This window comes from Pseudomonas sp. B21-012 (assembly GCF_024749305.1).
Lineage (GTDB): Bacteria > Pseudomonadota > Gammaproteobacteria > Pseudomonadales > Pseudomonadaceae > Aquipseudomonas.
Genome location: NZ_CP087197.1, coordinates 5,799,934 through 5,816,740, shown reverse-complemented (window position 1 = coordinate 5,816,740; position 16,807 = coordinate 5,799,934). Strand labels below are relative to the sequence as shown.

Annotated in this window: 19 protein-coding genes; 9 read left to right on the top strand and 10 right to left on the bottom strand. The window is 62.9% G+C overall.

The annotated features are described in order from the left end of the window. Positions 1 to 18 precede the first annotated feature (18 nt). Genes LOY37_RS26795 through coaBC form a run of 3 tightly spaced genes read right to left on the bottom strand, consistent with a single transcriptional unit; the run spans position 19 to position 2,498 of the window. Positions 19 to 831, bottom strand: coding sequence for a hypothetical protein (locus LOY37_RS26795; protein ID WP_258716067.1), 813 nt, complete (start codon positions 829 to 831; stop codon positions 19 to 21). Then, complete coding sequence (gene dut, locus LOY37_RS26790) at positions 828 to 1,283, bottom strand: dUTP diphosphatase (protein WP_010225872.1); 456 nt, start codon at positions 1,281 to 1,283, stop codon at positions 828 to 830. The genes LOY37_RS26795 and dut overlap by 4 nt, the downstream gene beginning before the upstream one ends. Before the next feature lie 6 nt (positions 1,284 to 1,289). After that, positions 1,290 to 2,498 (bottom strand): bifunctional phosphopantothenoylcysteine decarboxylase/phosphopantothenate--cysteine ligase CoaBC, encoded by a 1,209-nt coding sequence (gene coaBC / locus LOY37_RS26785; RefSeq protein WP_010225871.1) that lies wholly within the window; start codon positions 2,496 to 2,498, stop codon positions 1,290 to 1,292. Positions 2,499 to 2,631: 133 nt separating this feature from the next. Between coaBC and radC the strand changes: the two genes are divergently transcribed. Further along, positions 2,632 to 3,306 carry a RadC family protein gene (gene radC / locus LOY37_RS26780; RefSeq protein ID WP_010225870.1) on the top strand — a complete coding sequence of 225 codons (675 nt, stop codon included), beginning with the start codon at positions 2,632 to 2,634 and terminating at the stop codon, positions 3,304 to 3,306. On the opposite strand, the gene LOY37_RS26775 is transcribed toward radC, so the two are convergent. Then, positions 3,303 to 4,892, bottom strand: coding sequence for an ABC transporter substrate-binding protein (locus LOY37_RS26775; protein WP_258716066.1), 1,590 nt, complete (start codon positions 4,890 to 4,892; stop codon positions 3,303 to 3,305). The two genes, radC and LOY37_RS26775, sit on opposite strands and share 4 nt — an antisense overlap. Positions 4,893 to 5,254: 362 nt before the next feature. Here LOY37_RS26775 and rpmB point away from each other — a divergent pair, with 362 nt between their 5' ends. Both rpmB and rpmG read left to right on the top strand, forming a co-directional pair. Further along, positions 5,255 to 5,491 carry a 50S ribosomal protein L28 gene (gene rpmB / locus LOY37_RS26770; protein ID WP_010225868.1) on the top strand — a complete coding sequence of 79 codons (237 nt, stop codon included), beginning with the start codon at positions 5,255 to 5,257 and terminating at the stop codon, positions 5,489 to 5,491. Between the two features lie 11 nt (positions 5,492 to 5,502). Continuing rightward, entirely contained in the window at positions 5,503 to 5,658 is a 156-nt protein-coding gene (gene rpmG / locus LOY37_RS26765) for a 50S ribosomal protein L33 (protein ID WP_010225867.1), read from the top strand. A 68-nt stretch (positions 5,659 to 5,726) separates the two neighbouring features. Here the strand turns inward: rpmG and LOY37_RS26760 are convergent, their stop codons facing one another. Together LOY37_RS26760 and LOY37_RS26755 are read right to left on the bottom strand one after the other, a co-directional pair. Then, positions 5,727 to 5,930 carry an I78 family peptidase inhibitor gene (locus LOY37_RS26760; protein ID WP_258716065.1) on the bottom strand — a complete coding sequence of 68 codons (204 nt, stop codon included), beginning with the start codon at positions 5,928 to 5,930 and terminating at the stop codon, positions 5,727 to 5,729. Between the two features lie 83 nt (positions 5,931 to 6,013). Further along, entirely contained in the window at positions 6,014 to 6,373 is a 360-nt protein-coding gene (locus LOY37_RS26755; protein WP_045199603.1) for a cupin domain-containing protein, read from the bottom strand. A 199-nt stretch (positions 6,374 to 6,572) separates the two neighbouring features. On the opposite strand from LOY37_RS26755, the gene LOY37_RS26750 reads away from it, so the two are divergent. Beyond that, positions 6,573 to 8,066, top strand: coding sequence for an aldehyde dehydrogenase (locus tag LOY37_RS26750; RefSeq protein ID WP_045199605.1), 1,494 nt, complete (start codon positions 6,573 to 6,575; stop codon positions 8,064 to 8,066). An 86-nt stretch (positions 8,067 to 8,152) separates the two neighbouring features. Next, entirely contained in the window at positions 8,153 to 9,292 is a 1,140-nt protein-coding gene (locus tag LOY37_RS26745) for an MFS transporter (RefSeq protein ID WP_045199607.1), read from the top strand. Here LOY37_RS26745 and LOY37_RS26740 read toward each other — a convergent pair. Then, positions 9,289 to 10,845: a phospholipase D family protein gene (locus LOY37_RS26740; protein ID WP_258716064.1), complete on the bottom strand. Its 1,557-nt coding sequence runs from the start codon at positions 10,843 to 10,845 to the stop codon at positions 9,289 to 9,291. The genes LOY37_RS26745 and LOY37_RS26740 overlap by 4 nt on opposite strands. A 59-nt stretch (positions 10,846 to 10,904) precedes the next feature. After that, the gene (locus tag LOY37_RS26735) at positions 10,905 to 12,335 is read right to left on the bottom strand and encodes a PLP-dependent aminotransferase family protein (protein WP_093378042.1); all 1,431 of its coding nucleotides are present in this window, start codon (positions 12,333 to 12,335) and stop codon (positions 10,905 to 10,907) included. A gap of 178 nt (positions 12,336 to 12,513) precedes the next feature. Between LOY37_RS26735 and LOY37_RS26730 the strand changes: the two genes are divergently transcribed. After that, positions 12,514 to 12,744, top strand: coding sequence for a DUF1127 domain-containing protein (locus LOY37_RS26730; RefSeq protein ID WP_258716063.1), 231 nt, complete (start codon positions 12,514 to 12,516; stop codon positions 12,742 to 12,744). Here LOY37_RS26730 and LOY37_RS26725 read toward each other — a convergent pair. Continuing rightward, on the bottom strand, positions 12,741 to 14,045 hold the full coding sequence (locus LOY37_RS26725; protein WP_213602890.1) for an FAD-binding oxidoreductase: 1,305 nt from the start codon (positions 14,043 to 14,045) through the stop codon (positions 12,741 to 12,743). The genes LOY37_RS26730 and LOY37_RS26725 overlap by 4 nt on opposite strands. A 114-nt stretch (positions 14,046 to 14,159) precedes the next feature. Between LOY37_RS26725 and LOY37_RS26720 the strand changes: the two genes are divergently transcribed. After that, the gene (locus LOY37_RS26720) at positions 14,160 to 14,513 is read left to right on the top strand and encodes a YkgJ family cysteine cluster protein (RefSeq protein ID WP_038998046.1); all 354 of its coding nucleotides are present in this window, start codon (positions 14,160 to 14,162) and stop codon (positions 14,511 to 14,513) included. Positions 14,514 to 14,516: 3 nt separating this feature from the next. Here the strand turns inward: LOY37_RS26720 and dadR are convergent, their stop codons facing one another. Further along, complete coding sequence (gene dadR / locus LOY37_RS26715; protein ID WP_008366790.1) at positions 14,517 to 15,005, bottom strand: transcriptional regulator DadR; 489 nt, start codon at positions 15,003 to 15,005, stop codon at positions 14,517 to 14,519. A gap of 156 nt (positions 15,006 to 15,161) precedes the next feature. Between dadR and dadA the strand changes: the two genes are divergently transcribed. Next, complete coding sequence (gene dadA / locus LOY37_RS26710) at positions 15,162 to 16,463, top strand: D-amino acid dehydrogenase (protein WP_045199621.1); 1,302 nt, start codon at positions 15,162 to 15,164, stop codon at positions 16,461 to 16,463. Further along, positions 16,435 to 16,788 (top strand): RidA family protein, encoded by a 354-nt coding sequence (locus tag LOY37_RS26705; RefSeq protein WP_010225843.1) that lies wholly within the window; start codon positions 16,435 to 16,437, stop codon positions 16,786 to 16,788. The genes dadA and LOY37_RS26705 overlap by 29 nt, the downstream gene beginning before the upstream one ends. Positions 16,789 to 16,807 lie beyond the last annotated feature (19 nt).

The following is a 16,807-nucleotide window of genomic DNA, read 5'->3' as shown; positions in this document are numbered from 1 at the left end:
AGTCTGTTCTGTCTACATTCAGCTGATGTTTACGGCCCCATTCTGGGAGCGTCTGGCGGTTAACCAAAAGCCGCCGAACAGGCCGGACAACGCTAGAAAGGCGGCGAGCAGCAGCCAGGGGTTGAACCTGTATGCCGAGGCGTTCTCGATCAAGGGGCCGGGCTGAAACCCCAAGGCCCAGGTGGCGTTGGCGGTGCCCAACTGGTGCAATGCCGGCGCCTGGCTGTGGCCGTGGCTGAAAAGCTCGACGGGCGGGTCGTTGAACACCAATTGTGTCAGTCGCATCTGACCAATCGTACCCGCATCGCGCTGCAGTGGGTCAGTGAAGCGTGAGAGCGCGAATGTGAGCACCAGAATGGCCTGTACGGGGGCGTCAGCAGACTCACGCAGTGCGGTGACGCTGAAAACCCGTTGCTGTCCAGCCTCAGGATAGGCTCCAAGGGCAGGTGGAACGCCGCGCTCGGCGCGCCGGACCATGTCGAGCACGGGCTCGCTCATGGGTGGGCTCGAGGCGGCCTGTCCAGGTTTGAGCAACTGTGCCGCCACCAGGCCGTCGAGGTGGGCGAATGCGCCGAGCAGCTTTTTTGGGTCAGGTGATTGAACCAATGCCAGTACCGCCGGGCTTCTCGCCAGGGCGTTCACTTCGCTGCTGACGGCAATGATCGAGGCGTCCAGGCGCGATACGAGTGCACCGGCCTGGGCGTAAGCCAGGTTGTTGCGGTGCTCACGCTGGCCAGGCAGTACTGCGGTGAGCCAAGTCAGTAGTACGCCCGCAAGCAGGCCAGCCAGGGCTATCAATAGCCCCGGCAGCACCTGCTGGAAGCGCCTCAATGGCTACCGGAATGACCGAAGCCGCCAGCGCCACGCTGGCTTTCGTCGAAGGTTTCGACGATATCGAAGTGCGCCTGTACCACGGGTACCAGCACCAGTTGCGCAATGCGCTCGCCGATGGCGATGGTGAATGGGGTCTGGCCGCGGTTCCAGCACGAGACCATCAGCTCGCCCTGGTAGTCGGAGTCGATCAGGCCGACCAGGTTGCCGAGGACGATGCCATGTTTATGGCCAAGGCCCGAGCGCGGCAGGATCAGCGCCGCCAGGCCCGGATCGCCGATGTACACCGAAAGGCCGGTAGGGATCAGCAGGGTCTGGCCTGGCTCGAGGACGGTGTCTTGCTTGAGCATGGCGCGCAGGTCAAGGCCGGCCGAACCCGGGGTGGCGTACTGCGGCAGCGGGAACTCGCTGCCGATGCGTGGATCGAGAATCTTGGCTTGTAGAGCGTGCATGCGAAATTAAACCTGGTTGAGACGTTCGGCAATGAAGGCTACCAGCTGGCGGGCGATCTTGCCCTTGCTGGTCTGCGCGAAAACTGTTGCGTGAAGTTGACGGTCGATGACGCTGCAGGCGTTCTCCTCGCTGTTGAAGCCGATGCTGGGGTTGGCCACATCGTTGGCGACAATCAGGTCGAGGTTCTTGTCCTTGAGCTTGCGCGCGGCGTAATCGAGCAAGTGTTCGGTCTCGGCGGCAAAGCCGACGCTGAACGGGCGGTCAGGACGGGTGGAGATGCTGGCAAGAATGTCCGGGTTGCGGACCATCTGCAGCAGCAGGCCGTCACCTGTCGTAGGGTCTTTCTTGAGTTTTTGCGGGGCTACCACTTCTGGGCGGTAGTCTGCGACTGCTGCCGAGGCGATGAACACATCGCAGGGGATGGCGGCTTCACAGGCGGCAAGCATGTCGCGGGCGCTGACCACGTCGATGCGGGTGACGCGGTCGGGTGTCGGCAGGTTCACCGGGCCGGTCACCAGGGTCACCTTGGCGCCAGCTTCCACGGCGGCTTCAGCCAGGGCAAAGCCCATTTTCCCCGAACTGTGGTTGGTGATGTAGCGCACCGGGTCGATGTTTTCCTGGGTCGGGCCGGCAGTGATCAACACGTGCTTGCCGGTCAGCGACTCGCGCTTGAAAGTCTCGGCGGCGCACCAGGCCAGGTCGGTGGCTTCGAGCATGCGGCCCAGGCCGACGTCGCCACAGGCCTGGCTACCGGAAGCCGGGCCGAACACCTGGATATCACGGCTTTGCAGCAGCTCAAGGTTGGCCTGGGTGGCCGGGTCGCGCCACATCGCCTGGTTCATCGCCGGGGCCACGGCCACGGTGGCATCGGTGGCCAGCACCAGGGTGGTCAGCAGGTCATCGGCGACACCCTGGGCCAGGCGCGCGAGCAGGTCGGCGGTGGCTGGGGCAATCAGCACCAGGTCGGCCCACTTGGCCAGCTCGATATGGCCCATCGCCGCTTCGGCAGCAGGGTCCAATAGGTCCATGTGCACCGGGTGGCCGGACAGGGCCTGCATGGTCAGCGGGGTGATGAATTCGGCCCCGCCACGGGTCATGACGACGCGCACTTGGGCGCCGTGTTCCAGGAGTCGGCGAACCAGCTCGGCACTCTTGTAGGCGGCAATGCCGCCGCCGACGCCGAGAACGATGCGCTTCCGATACAGCCGCTGCATAGGCTTGCCTTTTGCTCAGTGATTGCACGCGGCGACGACGCCTCCCCAGGCCGGTTCGTCGCGTAAAAATGAGCGGCTAATGTAGCACAGGGCTCAAACCGGGAGCAGTAACCGAAAGACAGAGGGAATTGTCATGAGTATCAGGGATTGGCCTGCGGCGGAGCGCCCGCGGGAAAAACTGCTGGAGTCGGGGGCGGGCAACCTGTCGGATGCCGAGCTGCTGGCGATTTTTTTGCGCACCGGGGTGCGTGGGCGTAGCGCGGTCGACCTGGCCAGGCATCTGCTCGGGCGCTTCGGCAGCCTGCGCGGGCTGCTGGAGGCAGACAGCCGCAGCTTCAATGGCGAGCTCGGCCTGGGCCCGGCAAAGTTCGCCCAGTTGCAGGCCGTGCTGGAAATGTCCCGGCGCCACCTGGCCGAGGGCCTGCGGCGCGATTCAGCCCTGCAGAGCCCGCAGGCGGTCAAGGACTACCTCAAGGCGCGCCTGCGCCACGAGCCGCATGAGGTCTTCGGTTGCCTGTTTCTCGACAGCAAGCACCGGGTGCTGGCCTTCGAGGCGCTGTTCCAGGGCTCGATCAACAGCGCCAGCGTCTATCCGCGGCAGGTGATCAAGCGCGCCCTGGCCCATAACGCCGCGGCGTTGATCCTCTGCCACAACCATCCTTCAGGCGTGAGCGAGCCCAGCGATGCCGACCTGGTCCTGACCCGGCGCCTGACCAAGGCGCTGGACATGATCGAAGTGCGCGTGCTCGACCACTTCGTCATCGGCGACGGCGAGCCGCTGTCGATGGCCGAGCACGGCTGGCTTTAGCGCGAGGTGCTGACCCCGGCGAAGTCCTGGCGACCGAACGGGCTGACCTGGTAACCCTGGACATCCTTGCGCGCCAGTACGGCGGCGGTCGGGTGGGCCAGGGGCAGCCACAAGGCCTGCTGCTGAATCAGCGTCTGCGCCTGTTGGTACAGACGGCTGCGCACGCTCTGGTCGTTGGTGGTCTTGCCGGCGCTGATCAACTGGTCGAGGCGCTGATCGCAGTAACGGGCGAAGTTGGTCCCGGACTTGACCGCCGCGCAGGAAAACTGCGGGCTGAGGAAGTTGTCCGGATCGCCGTTGTCACCGGCCCAGCCCATGAACAGCAGGTCGTGCTCGCCAGCCTTGGCCCGGCGGATCAGCTCGCCCCATTCGATCACGCGGATTTCAGCCTTGATGCCGATCTTGCCCAGGTCGGCCTGCAGCAATTGCGCGCCGAGGCTGGGGTTGGGGTTGAGCAGGCTGCCTTGCGGGCGGGTCCAGATGGTGGTGCTGAAGCCGTCCTTGAGGCCGGCCTTGGCCAGCAGGGCCCGGGCCTTGTCGAGGTTGGCCGGATAGCCTGGCAGGTCCTTGGCGTAGCTCCAGGTGTTGGGCGGATACGGGCCATTGGCGGCGACGGCGGTGCCTTCGAACACGGCCTTGAGGTAGCTGGCCTTGTCGAAGGCGAGGTTGATGGCCTGGCGTACTTCCGGCTTGTCCAGCGGTGCGTGCTGGCTATTGATGGCGACGAAAGCGGTCATGAAGGCTTCGGTCTTTTCCACCTTTAGGGTCGGATCCTCGCTGGCCGCGGCGATATCCAGCGGTTTCGGCGACAGGGCGATCTGGCATTCATTGCGCTTGAGTTTTTGCAGGCGCACGTTGGCATCCGGGGTGATGGCGAAGATCAGCGGGTCGACACCCGGCTTGCCGGCAAAGTAGTCCGGGTTGGCGCGGTAGCGGATCACCGCGTCCTTCTGGAAACGATTGAACACAAACGGCCCGGTGCCGATCGGCTGGCTGTTGAGCTTCTCCGGGGTGCCGGCCTTGAGCAACTGGTCGGCGTACTCGGCAGAGTAGATCGAGGCAAAGCCCATGCTCAGGGTGGCCAGGAACGTGGCGTCGGGGTGGTCGAGGGTAAAGCGCACGGTCAGCGGGTCGACGGCCTCGATCTGCTTGATCAGGCTGGGTAGCTGCAGCGACTGGGCGTGCGGATAGCCGCTCTGGGCGATCTTGTGCCAGGAATGGGCGGGGTAGAGCATGCGCTGAAAACTGAACAGCACGTCGTCGGCATCCAGCGTGCGCCCGGGCTTGAAGTAGCCGGTGCTATGGAATTTTACCCCCGGGCGCAACTTGAACTCATAGATCAGGCCGTCTGGCGAAACCGTCCAGCGTTCGGCCAGGCTCGGCACCACCTGGCCCTGGCGCGCATCGAACTCGACCAGGCGGTTCATCAGTACGTCGGCCGAGGCATTGGTGGTGGTCAGCGAGTTGTACTGGACCACGTCGAAGCCTTCGGGGCTGGCTTCGGTGCACACACTCAGCGCAGCCGCCTGGGCGAAAGCCGGGCCGAGCAAGGTGGCGAACAACAGGGGTAGAGCGGCAGCACGCATGGGGATTCCTTGGCTGATCGATGGCCCATCTGCCAGTGCAGTCTGGAAAAGTCCTACCCTAGTGTGCCGTGAGACAAATGACCATATCCTTTTTTGCCGATCGAGCGACGGGCGGTCGACAGCCGGCCGGGCCAGTGGTTATGCTGGTCCGGCGTGTCGAACAGCAAGTCAAAGCACATCTTCTGTTGTTGTGCTCTGGTCTTTCTGGTATAAAGCAGCGCTCTTTTCTAGGGGCTCGGCTTGTCGCATCTGCTGACCGAGTCGATAAGACCCTGAAGAAACACGGCGCCTGGCGCCAAAGACTGAGAGATTAAGCGGCCAACCCATGCCGGGTTGGGCATGTGGTTTTAGAGGGCTGAGGCATGTCGAGAGTCTGTCAAGTTACCGGTAAGGGTCCGGTAACCGGGAATAACATTTCCCACGCAAACAACAAAACCCGTCGTCGTTTCCTGCCGAACCTGCAGCATCATCGCTTCTGGGTCGAGTCCGAGAAGCGTTTCGTGCGTCTGCGCGTATCTGCCAAAGGCATGCGCATCATCGACAAGCGCGGCATTGATGCCGTTCTGGTCGACATTCGCCGTAACGGCGCTAAGGTCTAAGGGAGAGAATCATGCGTGAATTGATCCGTCTGGTGTCGACCGCTAATACCGGCCACTTCTACACCACCGACAAGAACAAGCGCACCACTCCGGACAAAATCGAAATCAAAAAATTCGATCCGGTTGTTCGCAAGCACGTGATCTACAAGGAAGCCAAGATCAAGTAATTGATCCGGCTGACGAAAAAAGGGCCCGTATCTCAGGATACGGGCCCTTTTTTTATGCCGCTTTGGAATTAGCTGAAATGAAACGACTGGATGATGCCTTCGTCGTTAGCAATCACCTGGATACGGCTCGGGTCGTACTCGCGGGTGGAGAACTCACCCGCACCGACCACGCGAGCGCGGCCGGTCAGTTCGCTGATGTAGGCCTTGGTACTGGATACATAGCGGGTGCCGACAAGGTGATTGATGTGTTGCAGGACTTCTTCATTGGTCATGGCGTTGCTTCCTTTCATTGAGTAAATACCCGGTTGGGCAGCGCCATGCTCCGTCGGTCAGGTCCGGCCCGAGTGGTAGTTATTTACTTCTGCTCGAACATCACATAGATCTTGCGGCACGGCTCCAGCACTTCCCAGGTGCCCTTGAAGCCCGCCGGGATCACGAAGCGGTCGCCCGCGCGCAGGGTTTTTGCCCCGCCTGCCTCGTCGCGAAGCACCGAGACGCCTTGAACGATCTCGCAATACTCGTGTTCAGTGTAATTGACGGTCCATTGACCGACTTCGCCTTCCCAGACGCCGGCGGCGAATTGTCCGCAAGGGCTGGCATAGTGGTTATAGACGGCTTGATCCGGTTCACCCTTGAGTATCTTTTCCGCGGCAGGACGGTAGCGTTCAGCCTCGGTCAGCACTTGGGCGAAGTCGATGATCTGGTCAATGCGCATGATCGGGTCCCCTTTTTGTTGTTTAATAAAATGAACATCAGTAGGTGTTTGGTGTGATTATGTCAAATATATTGAAAATTAGGGCGCCGGTGGTTTAGGGTGGCAGGTGCCTGTGCGCCTGTGTCGCCCAGCCAGAATTTTCGACAGTGCCCCCAAGCCCTCGCGCGGCACTGCACCTTAACAAGAGGAGGAGTTTCGTATGACCACCCTGACTCGTGCGGACTGGGAGCAGCGTGCCCAGCAACTGAAGATCGAAGGCCGTGCTTTCATCAATGGTGAATACACCGCTGCCGTTTCCGGCGCCACGTTCGAGTGCCTCAGCCCGGTCGACGGACGCCTCCTGGCGCAGATCGCCAGTTGTGACGAGGCCGACGCCAACCGCGCCGTTGAAAACGCCCGTGCCACCTTCGCCTCCGGCGTCTGGTCGCGCCTGGCCCCGGCCAAGCGTAAGGCCACCATGATTCGTTTCGCCGCCCTGCTCAAGCAGAACGTCGAAGAGCTGGCCCTGCTGGAAACCCTGGACATGGGCAAGCCGATCAGCGACTCGCTGAACATCGACGTGCCAGGCGCCGCCCAGGCCCTGAGCTGGAACGGTGAAGCGATCGACAAGATTTACGACGAAGTTGCCGCTACCCCGCACGACCAGCTCGGCCTGGTGACCCGCGAGCCGGTGGGCGTGGTTGCCGCCATCGTGCCGTGGAACTTCCCGCTGCTGATGGCCAGCTGGAAACTCGGCCCGGCCCTGGCCACCGGTAACTCGGTGGTGCTCAAGCCTTCGGAAAAATCACCGCTGACTGCCATCCGTATCGCCCAACTGGCGATCGAGGCCGGCATCCCGGCGGGCGTACTCAACGTGCTGCCAGGCTATGGCCACACCGTTGGCAAGGCCCTGGCCCTGCACATGGACGTCGATACCCTGGTGTTCACCGGTTCGACCAAGATCGCCAAGCAGCTGATGATTTACGCGGGTGAGTCGAACATGAAGCGCGTCTGGCTGGAAGCCGGCGGCAAGAGCCCGAACATCGTCTTCGCTGACGCCCCCGACCTCAACGCCGCCGCCGAAGCTGCCGCCAGCGCCATCGCCTTCAACCAGGGCGAAGTCTGCACCGCAGGTTCGCGCCTGCTGGTCGAGCGCTCGATCAAGGACAAGTTCCTGCCGCTGGTGCTCGAAGCACTCAAGGCCTGGAAGCCGGGCAACCCGCTGGACCCAGCCACCACCGTCGGTGCCCTGGTCGATACCCAGCAGATGAACACCGTGCTGTCCTACATTGACGCTGGCCACAGCGATGGTGCCAAGCTGCTGGTGGGCGGCAAGCGCATTCTCGAAGAAACCGGCGGCACCTATGTCGAACCGACCATCTTCGACGGCGTGACCAACGCCATGAAGATCGCCCAGGAAGAGATCTTCGGCCCGGTGCTGTCGGTGATCACCTTCGACACCACCATCGAGGCGATCAACATCGCCAACGACACCCCGTACGGCCTGGCTGCCGGCGTGTGGACCGCCGATATCTCCAAGGCGCACCTGACCGCCAAGGCTCTGCGTGCCGGTAGCGTGTGGGTCAACCAGTACGATGGCGGCGACATGACCGCACCGTTCGGCGGCTTCAAGCAGTCGGGCAACGGCCGTGACAAGTCGCTGCACGCGCTGGACAAGTACACCGAGCTGAAGGCGACCTGGATCAAGCTGTAAATCCAGACGGACCTGTCGCGGGGCAAGCCCTCTTCCACAGTGTGGGAGCGGGCTTGCCCCGCGATTTTTTTGCGAGGAAGACGCCGATGCGTTGGGGAACCTATTTCGCCGTGCTGGCGGCCGTGCTCAGTGTCGGCCTGGCCCTGGGCGTCAGTATGCCGTTGGTGTCGTTACGCCTGGAGGGTTGGGGCTACGGCAGCTTTGCCATTGGTGTGATGGCGGCGATGCCGGCCATTGGCGTGCTGGTCGGTGCCAGCCTGTCCAGCCGTCTGGCCGCGCGTTTTGGTACGCCGGGGCTGATGCGCCTGTGCCTGTGGGCCGGGGCGTTGTCTATCGGCTTGCTGGCGTTGCTGCCGAGCTATCCGTTGTGGCTGGCCTTGCGCCTGTTGATCGGGATCATCCTGACTATCGTGTTCATCCTCGGCGAAAGCTGGATCAACCAGCTGGTGGTCGAGCAATGGCGCGGGCGTCTGGTGGCGCTGTATGGCAGCAGTTATGCCTTGAGCCAGTTGGCCGGGCCATTGTTGCTTGGCGTGGTGGGTTCGGAGGATGACCTGGGCTTCTGGATCGGTGCCGGTCTGCTGATTGCCGCGCCATTGGTGCTGCTCGGGCGCGACGGTGCACCGAGTGCCGAAGCCTGCAGCGTGACCTTCACCGACCTGTTCGGTTTCTGCCGGCGATTGCCGGTGATCGCCTGGGCTATTGCGCTGTTTGCTGCCTTCGAGGCGATGATCCTGACCTTGCTGCCGGTTTATTGCCTGCAGCAGGGGTTCACTACCGAAATCGCCCTGTTCATGGTCAGTACCGTAGTGGTCGGTGATGCGCTGCTGCAACTGCCGATCGGCGCACTGGCCGACCGCATGTCGCGGCGCACGCTGTTCAGTGGCTGTGCCTTGACGCTGCTGGCTTCGAGCCTGGCAATCCCGCTGGCGCTGCAAACGCCGCTGATCTGGCCTTTGTGGGTGTTGTTCGGCGCCAGTGCCGGCGGCCTGTTCACCTTGTCGCTGGTGCTGATTGGCGAACGCTACCGCGACGACGCACTGGTGCGCGCCAATGCTCATGTTGCGCAGCTGTGGGGCATCGGTTGCCTGATCGGACCGCTGGCGGCAGGGGCGGGCAGCCAATGGGTCAGCGGGCATGCACTGCCGCTGTTCATGGCCGTCGGGGCCTTTGGCCTGGTGCTGCTCGCGCGGCGGCCCAATGCTTTTGAGCCGGCGCCGGTCTAGAGCATCTTCTCCAGGCCCACAGCCTTGCTGATCCAGGCGTTGAAGCGCCGCCACAGACCGCCGGGCTCGGTGGTCAGGGTGTGCAGGCGGTGGTTGTCCTCGGTCACCCAGACCAGCTGGCCATCGACCAATTGTGGCTGGTAGCTGACCGCCGGGGCCATACCCTGGGCGGCTAGCTCGCGGGTGTATTCGGCCAGTTCCGGGCTGTCGACCAACACCCCGACCTCGGTGTTCCACAGCACCGAGCGTGGGTCGAAGTTGAACGAGCCAATGAAGGTCTTCTTGCGGTCGAAGACGATCGCCTTGCTGTGCAGGCTCGAGTCCGAGCTGCCATGAAAGCGCAAGCCGTGGCGCGAGCCCGGATCGCCTGGCTGGCGGCGTAGTTCATACAGGTGCACGCCGTGCTCGAGCAGTGCCTTGCGATAGGGTGCATAGCCGCCATGCACCGCCGGCACATCGGTGGCTTCCAGTGAATTGGTCAGTAATTTTACCGATACGCCTTTGTCGGCATGGCTGGTCAGGTAGAGCAGGCCGGACTCGCGGGGCACGAAATAGGCCGAGATCAGGATCAGCTCGTGCTGGACGTTGTTCAGGTCCGGTGCCAGCTGTTGGGTCATCAGCAGTTGCGGGTCGGGCTCGTCACGGGCCAGTACCTTGCTCGGCGCGTCCCAGAGCGCCTGGTTATGGGCCCAGATCAGCTCGTTGCGCCACACGTCGAGGCGCGGCCGGGCTTGATAGGCCATCAGCCGCTCATACAGAGCCTTGCGCTTGACCCGCGCATCGGCCAGTGACGCCTCAAGGCGCTGGCGGCTGTTGCGCAGGTCGTCGGCATCGGGTTGGGTGAACAGAAAATCGCCAATCGGCCTGCTCAGCGCGCTGTTCCAGTACTGGTCGAAACTGTGCCCCAGCTGTTCGGCCACCGGGCCGACGCCGAGCAGGTCGATGTCAGTAAAGTTGAGGTTGGGTTCGGCATCGAAATACTCATCGCCCAGGTTGCGCCCCCCGACAATGGCCATGCTGTTGTCCACCAGCCACAGCTTGTTGTGCATTCGCCGGTGCTGCAACGACAGGTTGAACAGCCGGCCCATGGCCCGGGTTACGCCAGTGCTGCGGCCCAGGTGCAAGGGGTTGAACACGCGGATGTGAATGTTCGGATGCGCGGCCAGGGTGCCGATCATTTCGTCGAGGCCATCGCTGGTGGTGTCGTCGAGCAGGATGCGCACGCGCACCCCGCGGTCGGCGGCCTGCAGCAGCTCGTGCACCAGTGCGCGGGTGCTGAGGCCGTCGTGGACGATGTAGTACTGCAGGTCGATGCTCGACTGGGCGTTGCGAATCAGCTCGGCGCGGGCGCGGAAGGCTTCGTTGCTGTTGGGCAGCAGGCGAAAGCCGGAACGCCCGTCATAGGCAGAGGCCTGGCGCTGCACTGAACGGCCAAAGGCCGAGTCACTGGCCGGCAGCGCCTGGCTGACTTCCCGTGGCTGGCTGACGCTGGCACAGCCGCCCAGGCCGAGCAGTAGCGACAGCAGTAGTGGCAGCACCCGCTGGCTTTTCAAAAAGATCGTCCTGTTACAACTGAGGCGTAAGAATATGGACCGCGAGCGGCGGCGCAAAGTTACCCGGCGCCGTGCTCCTGGGCCAGTAGACGAATGGCGGTTTCGCCAACCTTGCGCACTGCCGCTTCGATTTCGGCACTGGGGCGTGCGGCGAAGTTCATCCGCAGGCAGTTACGGTACTTGCCCGAGGCCGAGAAAATACTGCCGACGGCAATCTGCACGCCCTGCCCAAGTAAAGCCCGGTTCAGGCGCAGTGTGTCGAAACTTTCCGGCAATTCCACCCACAGCATGAAACCACCCTGGGGCCGGCTGGCGCGGGTGCCCGGTGGAAAGTAGCGGGTAACCCAGTCGCTCATCTGGTCGCGCCCGCGCTGGTACTGGCTGCGCATGCGCCGCAGGTGCGGCTGGTAGTGGCCGCCTTCGATGAAGTCGGCAATTGCCAGTTGCGGCTGGGTGGCGGTGCAGCCGGTGCTGATGTACTTCATGTGCAGCACCCGCTCCAGATACCGCCCCGGGGCCGCCCAGCCAATGCGCAGGCCTGGCGCCAGGGTCTTGGAGAACGAGCTGCAGAGCAGCACTCGACCGTCTTCGTCGAACGACTTGATGGTCCGCGGTCTGGGATAGGTGTAGGCAAGGTCGCCATACACATCGTCTTCCAGGATCGCTACGTCGAAGCGTTGCGCCAGGGTCAGCAAGGCCTTCTTGCGCGCCTCGGGCATGATGTAGCCGAGCGGGTTGTTGCAGTTCGGGGTGATCTGGATGAGCTTGATCGGCCACTGCTCCAGGGCCAGTTCCAGGGCTTCGAGGCTGATCCCGGTGAGCGGGTCGGTGGGGATCTCCAGGGCCTTCATGCCCAGGCCCTTGAGGGTTTGCATGGCGCCATGAAAGCTGGGCGAATCCACCGCGACGATATCGCCCGGCTGGCACACCGCGCGGATGCTGCTCGACAGCGCTTCGTGGCAACCGGTAGTCACCACCAGGTCGGCCGGGCTCACAGTGCAGCCGGAGTCGAGCATCAGCCGGGCGATCTGCTCGCGCAGGGCGCGGGTGCCAGAGATGGTGTCGTAATACAGGCCGGGCATGTCCTGGCGCCGGCTGAGCTGGGCCAGGCTGCGCAGCAGCGGCTTGAGAGTCGGGCTGTCGATATCGGGCATGCCGCGGCCCAGTTGCACCACGTTTTTATTCGGCTCGCTGCGGATCAGCTCGATGACCTGCTCCCATTGGGAAATATCCACCGGCCGTTGTGCCGGGCGGCTGACATCGGGGAGGGCGGGCAGGCTGCGGTTGTTGGGCACGAAGTAGCCGGATTTTGGCCGTGGTGCAGCCAGGCCGTTGTCTTCCAGCAGGCGATAGGCCTGCTGCACCGTGCTCAGGCTGACACCATGTTCGATGCTCAGGGCGCGTACCGAAGGCAAGCGGTCGCCGGGACGGTACAGGCCTTGTTCGATGCGGGCACCGAGCAGCTCGGCGAGGTTGATGTACAACGTCATGGCATACTCCGGAAAACGACTACAGCAACAGACCAATACAGATGAGGAAAAAATACAGCATTCAGTAGGAAATCTGCCAATTCTGTATGGAAATAATAGTCGGTCTTTGGATCTGTAATGGTTTTGCCTTGACGCGCATGCTTTCTCCACGGTTCACACACCCTGGAGGTAACAAGCAATGAGCGGCATGAGCGATGTGCGCCTGAAACTGTATGCCGAAGAACTGAGCCGCGAGCAGCGTACCCAGCTGTTCAGTGCGCCCACCGGTCTCAGTCGCTGGGGCCTGATGGCGCATCGTTGGCATACCCGCAGGGCGCTGCTGGCGCTGGACGCAGTGCAACTGCGCGACGTCGGCCTGACTCCTGAGCAGGCCCGCGAGGAAGGCCTGAAGCCGTTCTGGCGGTCTTAGACCAGCTCTTTCATCCGATGCCAGAGCATGCCCAGGGCCAGCAGCGGCGAGCGCAGGTGTTTGCCGCCCGGGAAGGTGATGTGCGGCACCCGCGCGAACAAGTCGAAACGCCCGCTGTGCTGGCCACTGATGGCTTCACCGAGCAGCCTGCCGGCCAGGTGCGTGGCATTCAGGCCATGGCCGGAATACGCTTGGGCGAAGTACACGTTGGGCTGGTTGGGTAGGCGGCCGATCTGCGGCAGGCGATTGGCACCGATGCCGATCATTCCACCCCATTGATAGTCGATGCGCACATCGGCGAGCTGCGGGAACACCTTGAGCATTTTCGGCCGCATGTAGGCGGCGATGTCTTGCGGATCGCGTCCGGAGTAATGACAGGCACCGCCAAACAGCAGCCGGCGATCGGCCGACAGACGGTAGTAATCGAGGGCCACGCGCTGGTCGCAGACGGCCATGTTTTGCGGCAGCAACTGGCTGGCCTGGGCTTCGCTCAGAGGCTCGGTGGCGATGATGTAGCTGCCGGCGGGCAGCACCTTGCCACCGAGTTCGGGGTTCAGGTCGTTAAGGTAGGCGTTGCAACCGAGCACCAGGGTGCTGGCCAATACCGAACCTTGCGCGGTGTGCACGCGCACCTGCTGGCCATAGTCGATGCGCGTCACCGCAGACTGCTCGAACAGGCGCACGCCCAGCTTGCCAGCCACCACGGCCTCGCCCAGGGCCAGGTTGAGCGGGTGCAAATGCCCGGAGCCCATGTCGATCAAGCCGCCAACGTAGCGGTCCGAGCCGACCACGCTGTGCATCTGCTCCGGCGCTACCAGGCGTAGCTCGTGGCGGTAACCGAGGTTGCGCAGTTCTTCGGCATCCTCGGCGAAACCTTGCAGGTCGCGCGGTTTGTTGGCCAGGTCGCAGTAACCCCAGGTCAGGTCGCACTCTATGCTGTGCCGCTCGATACGCTCGCGGACGATGTCTACCGCTTCCAGGCCCATCAGCTTGAGCTCGCGCACGCCGTCGCAACCAAGGATCGACGTGAACTGCTCAAGGCCGTGGCCGACGCCACGAATAAGCTGCCCGCCGTTACGCCCACTGGCGCCCCAGCCGATTTTGCGCGCTTCCAGCAGGATCACATTGAGGCCGCGCTCGGCCAGTTCGATCGCCGTGTTCAGCCCGGAAAAACCACCGCCGACAATACAGACGTCGCAACTCAGTTCGCCCTGCAGCTGTGGATAATCCGCTTGTGGGGCGCTGCTGGCAGCGTAGTAGGAAGCGGTGTGCGAGGCGGGCTGCTGAACGCCGGCGTTCATGGCGATGTCCTGGTTCTGAGTGTTTGGAAAATTTTACGCAGGATAAGCTGCGCTTTCAGGGGTGGGCAACCGTAGGGCAAAATAGAGCGCCAGACTTCTTTGCCGCAGGCCGCCATGAGTTGCAACAGCCACAAGATCCGCTTCCTGCGCGAGCAGATCCCGTCGTTTGAATGTGTGCCGGGCTGTCACGACTGTTGCGGGCCGGTCACCACTTCGTCAGAAGAAATGGCCCGCCTGCCGCGCAAGAGTGCCGCCGAGCAGGAAGCCGCGCTGGCGGAACTGAACTGCGTGCACCTGGGCCCCAACGGTTGCACCGTGTACGAAGAGCGGCCGCTGATCTGCCGCCTGTTCGGTACCACGCCGAAGCTGCCATGCCCCAATGGCCGCGGCCCGGCCGAGATGATCGATCCGCAGGCCGAGAAGCTGGTCCACCAGTACATCGCCAGCACCCGCCAGGTGCTGGTCTGAACCTCAGTCCGGAATCGGCAGGTTGAGGCTTTCCTTCACCTCTTCCATGACGATGTAGCTCTTCGACTCGCGCACATGCGGCAGCTTGAGCAGGATGTCGCCAAGCAGCTTGCGGTACGAGGCCATCTCGGAAATCCGCGCCTTGACCAGATAATCGAAGTCGCCCGAGACCAGATGGCACTCGAGCACGTGCGGCAACTTCAGCACGGCACGTCGGAACTCTTCGAAAGTGTCGCCCGACTTGTAGTCGAGGCTGATCTCGACGAACACCAGCAGGCTGCCCTTCAAATGCTGCGGATTGAGCCGGGCGTTGTAGCCCATGATGATCCCTTCGCGCTCCAGGCGCCGGACCCGCTCGGTGCAGGGGGTGGTCGACAGGCCGACCTTTTCGCCCAGTTCAGTAAACGAGATGCGTCCATCGGCCTGCAGGATGCGCAGGATATTGCGGTCGATCTTGTCCAGTTCACGCTTGCTTTGGTGCTGGGTTCTCATAGTGGATGCCCCTCCGTAAAAGCCAACCTTGCCGAGAATTCTCGCCAAATATAGGCTTTTATATAGTGAAAAGCACTGGTCATACCTTCCTATACTGCGCGCATCTACGCCATTAACAACAAATGTCAGCGGTACGCTGCGTCGAGGGTAATCAACATGCGAGTTCTGGTACTTGGTAGCGGTGTGATCGGAACCGCCAGTGCCTACTATCTGGCACGGCAAGGGTTCGAAGTCGTCGTGGTCGACCGTCAACCGGCAGTCGCCATGGAAACCAGCTTTGCCAACGCCGGCCAGGTCTCGCCTGGTTACGCATCGCCCTGGGCTGCCCCGGGCGTGCCGCTCAAGGCCATCAAGTGGCTGCTGGAGCGCCACGCGCCCCTGGCCATCAAGGCCACCGCCGACATCGACCAGTACCTGTGGATGGCGCAAATGCTGCGCAACTGCACCGCCAACCGTTACGCGGTGAACAAGGAGCGCATGGTGCGCCTGTCCGAGTACAGCCGTGACTGCCTCGACGAGCTGCGCGCCGAAACCGGCATTGCCTACGAAGGCCGTACCCTGGGTACTACCCAGCTGTTCCGCACCCAGGCGCAACTGGACAACGCCGCCAAGGACATCGCCGTCCTCGAGCAGTCCGGCGTGCCGTACGAAGTCCTCGACCGCGAAGGCATTGCCCGCGTCGAGCCGGCCCTGGCCAACGTGACCGATATCCTTGCCGGCGCCCTGCGCCTGCCCAACGACCAGACTGGCGACTGCCAGCTGTTCACTACCCGCCTGGCGGAAATGGCGATCAAGCTTGGTGTCGAGTTCCGCTTTGGCCAGGACATTCAGCGCCTGGACTACGCCGGTGATCGCATCAACGGTGTATGGATCGACGGCAAGCTGGAAACCGCCGACCGCTACGTGCTGGCCCTGGGCAGCTACTCGCCGCAGTTGCTCAAGCCGTTGGGCATCAAGGCCCCGGTCTACCCGCTCAAAGGCTACTCGCTGACCGTGCCGATCACCGATCCGGCCATGGCCCCGACCTCGACCATTCTCGACGAAACCTACAAGGTCGCGATCACCCGTTTCGACAACCGCATCCGCGTCGGCGGCATGGCTGAAATCGCCGGTTTCGACCTGTCGCTGAACCCGCGTCGGCGCGAAACCCTGGAGATGATCGTCAACGACCTTTATCCTCGTGGCGGCGACCTGAGCCAGGCCAGTTTCTGGACCGGCCTGCGCCCGACCACTCCGGATGGTACGCCGATCGTCGGTGCTACCCCGTTCCGTAACCTGTTCCTCAACACCGGTCACGGTACCCTGGGTTGGACCATGGCCTGCGGTTCCGGTCGCCTGCTGGCCGACCTGATTGCGCGCAAGAAGCCGCAAATCAGCGCTGAAGGCCTCGATATCTCTCGCTACGGAAAACACCAGGAGCCTGCCAAGCATGTCAGTCCAGCGCCAGCTCACCAATGAGCGCATGAGCCAGATCGTTACCCACAACGGCACCGTGTACCTCGCGGGCCAGGTCGGTGACGACATGAACGCCGGGATCGAGCAGCAAACCCGCGAGACCCTGGCCAACATCGAGCGCCTGCTGGACCTGGCCGGCACCGACAAGAGCCGCCTGCTTTCGGTGACCATCTATCTCAAGGACATCGACGCGCATTTTCAGGGCATGAACGCGGTGTGGGACAAGTGGCTGCCAAAAGGCGTCGCCCCGGCCCGTGCCACCGTTGAAGCCAAGCTGTGCGAGCCGGAAATCCTTATCGAGCTGTCGGTGGTCGCCGCACTGCCGTAATACCCGATCCCTCACCCGG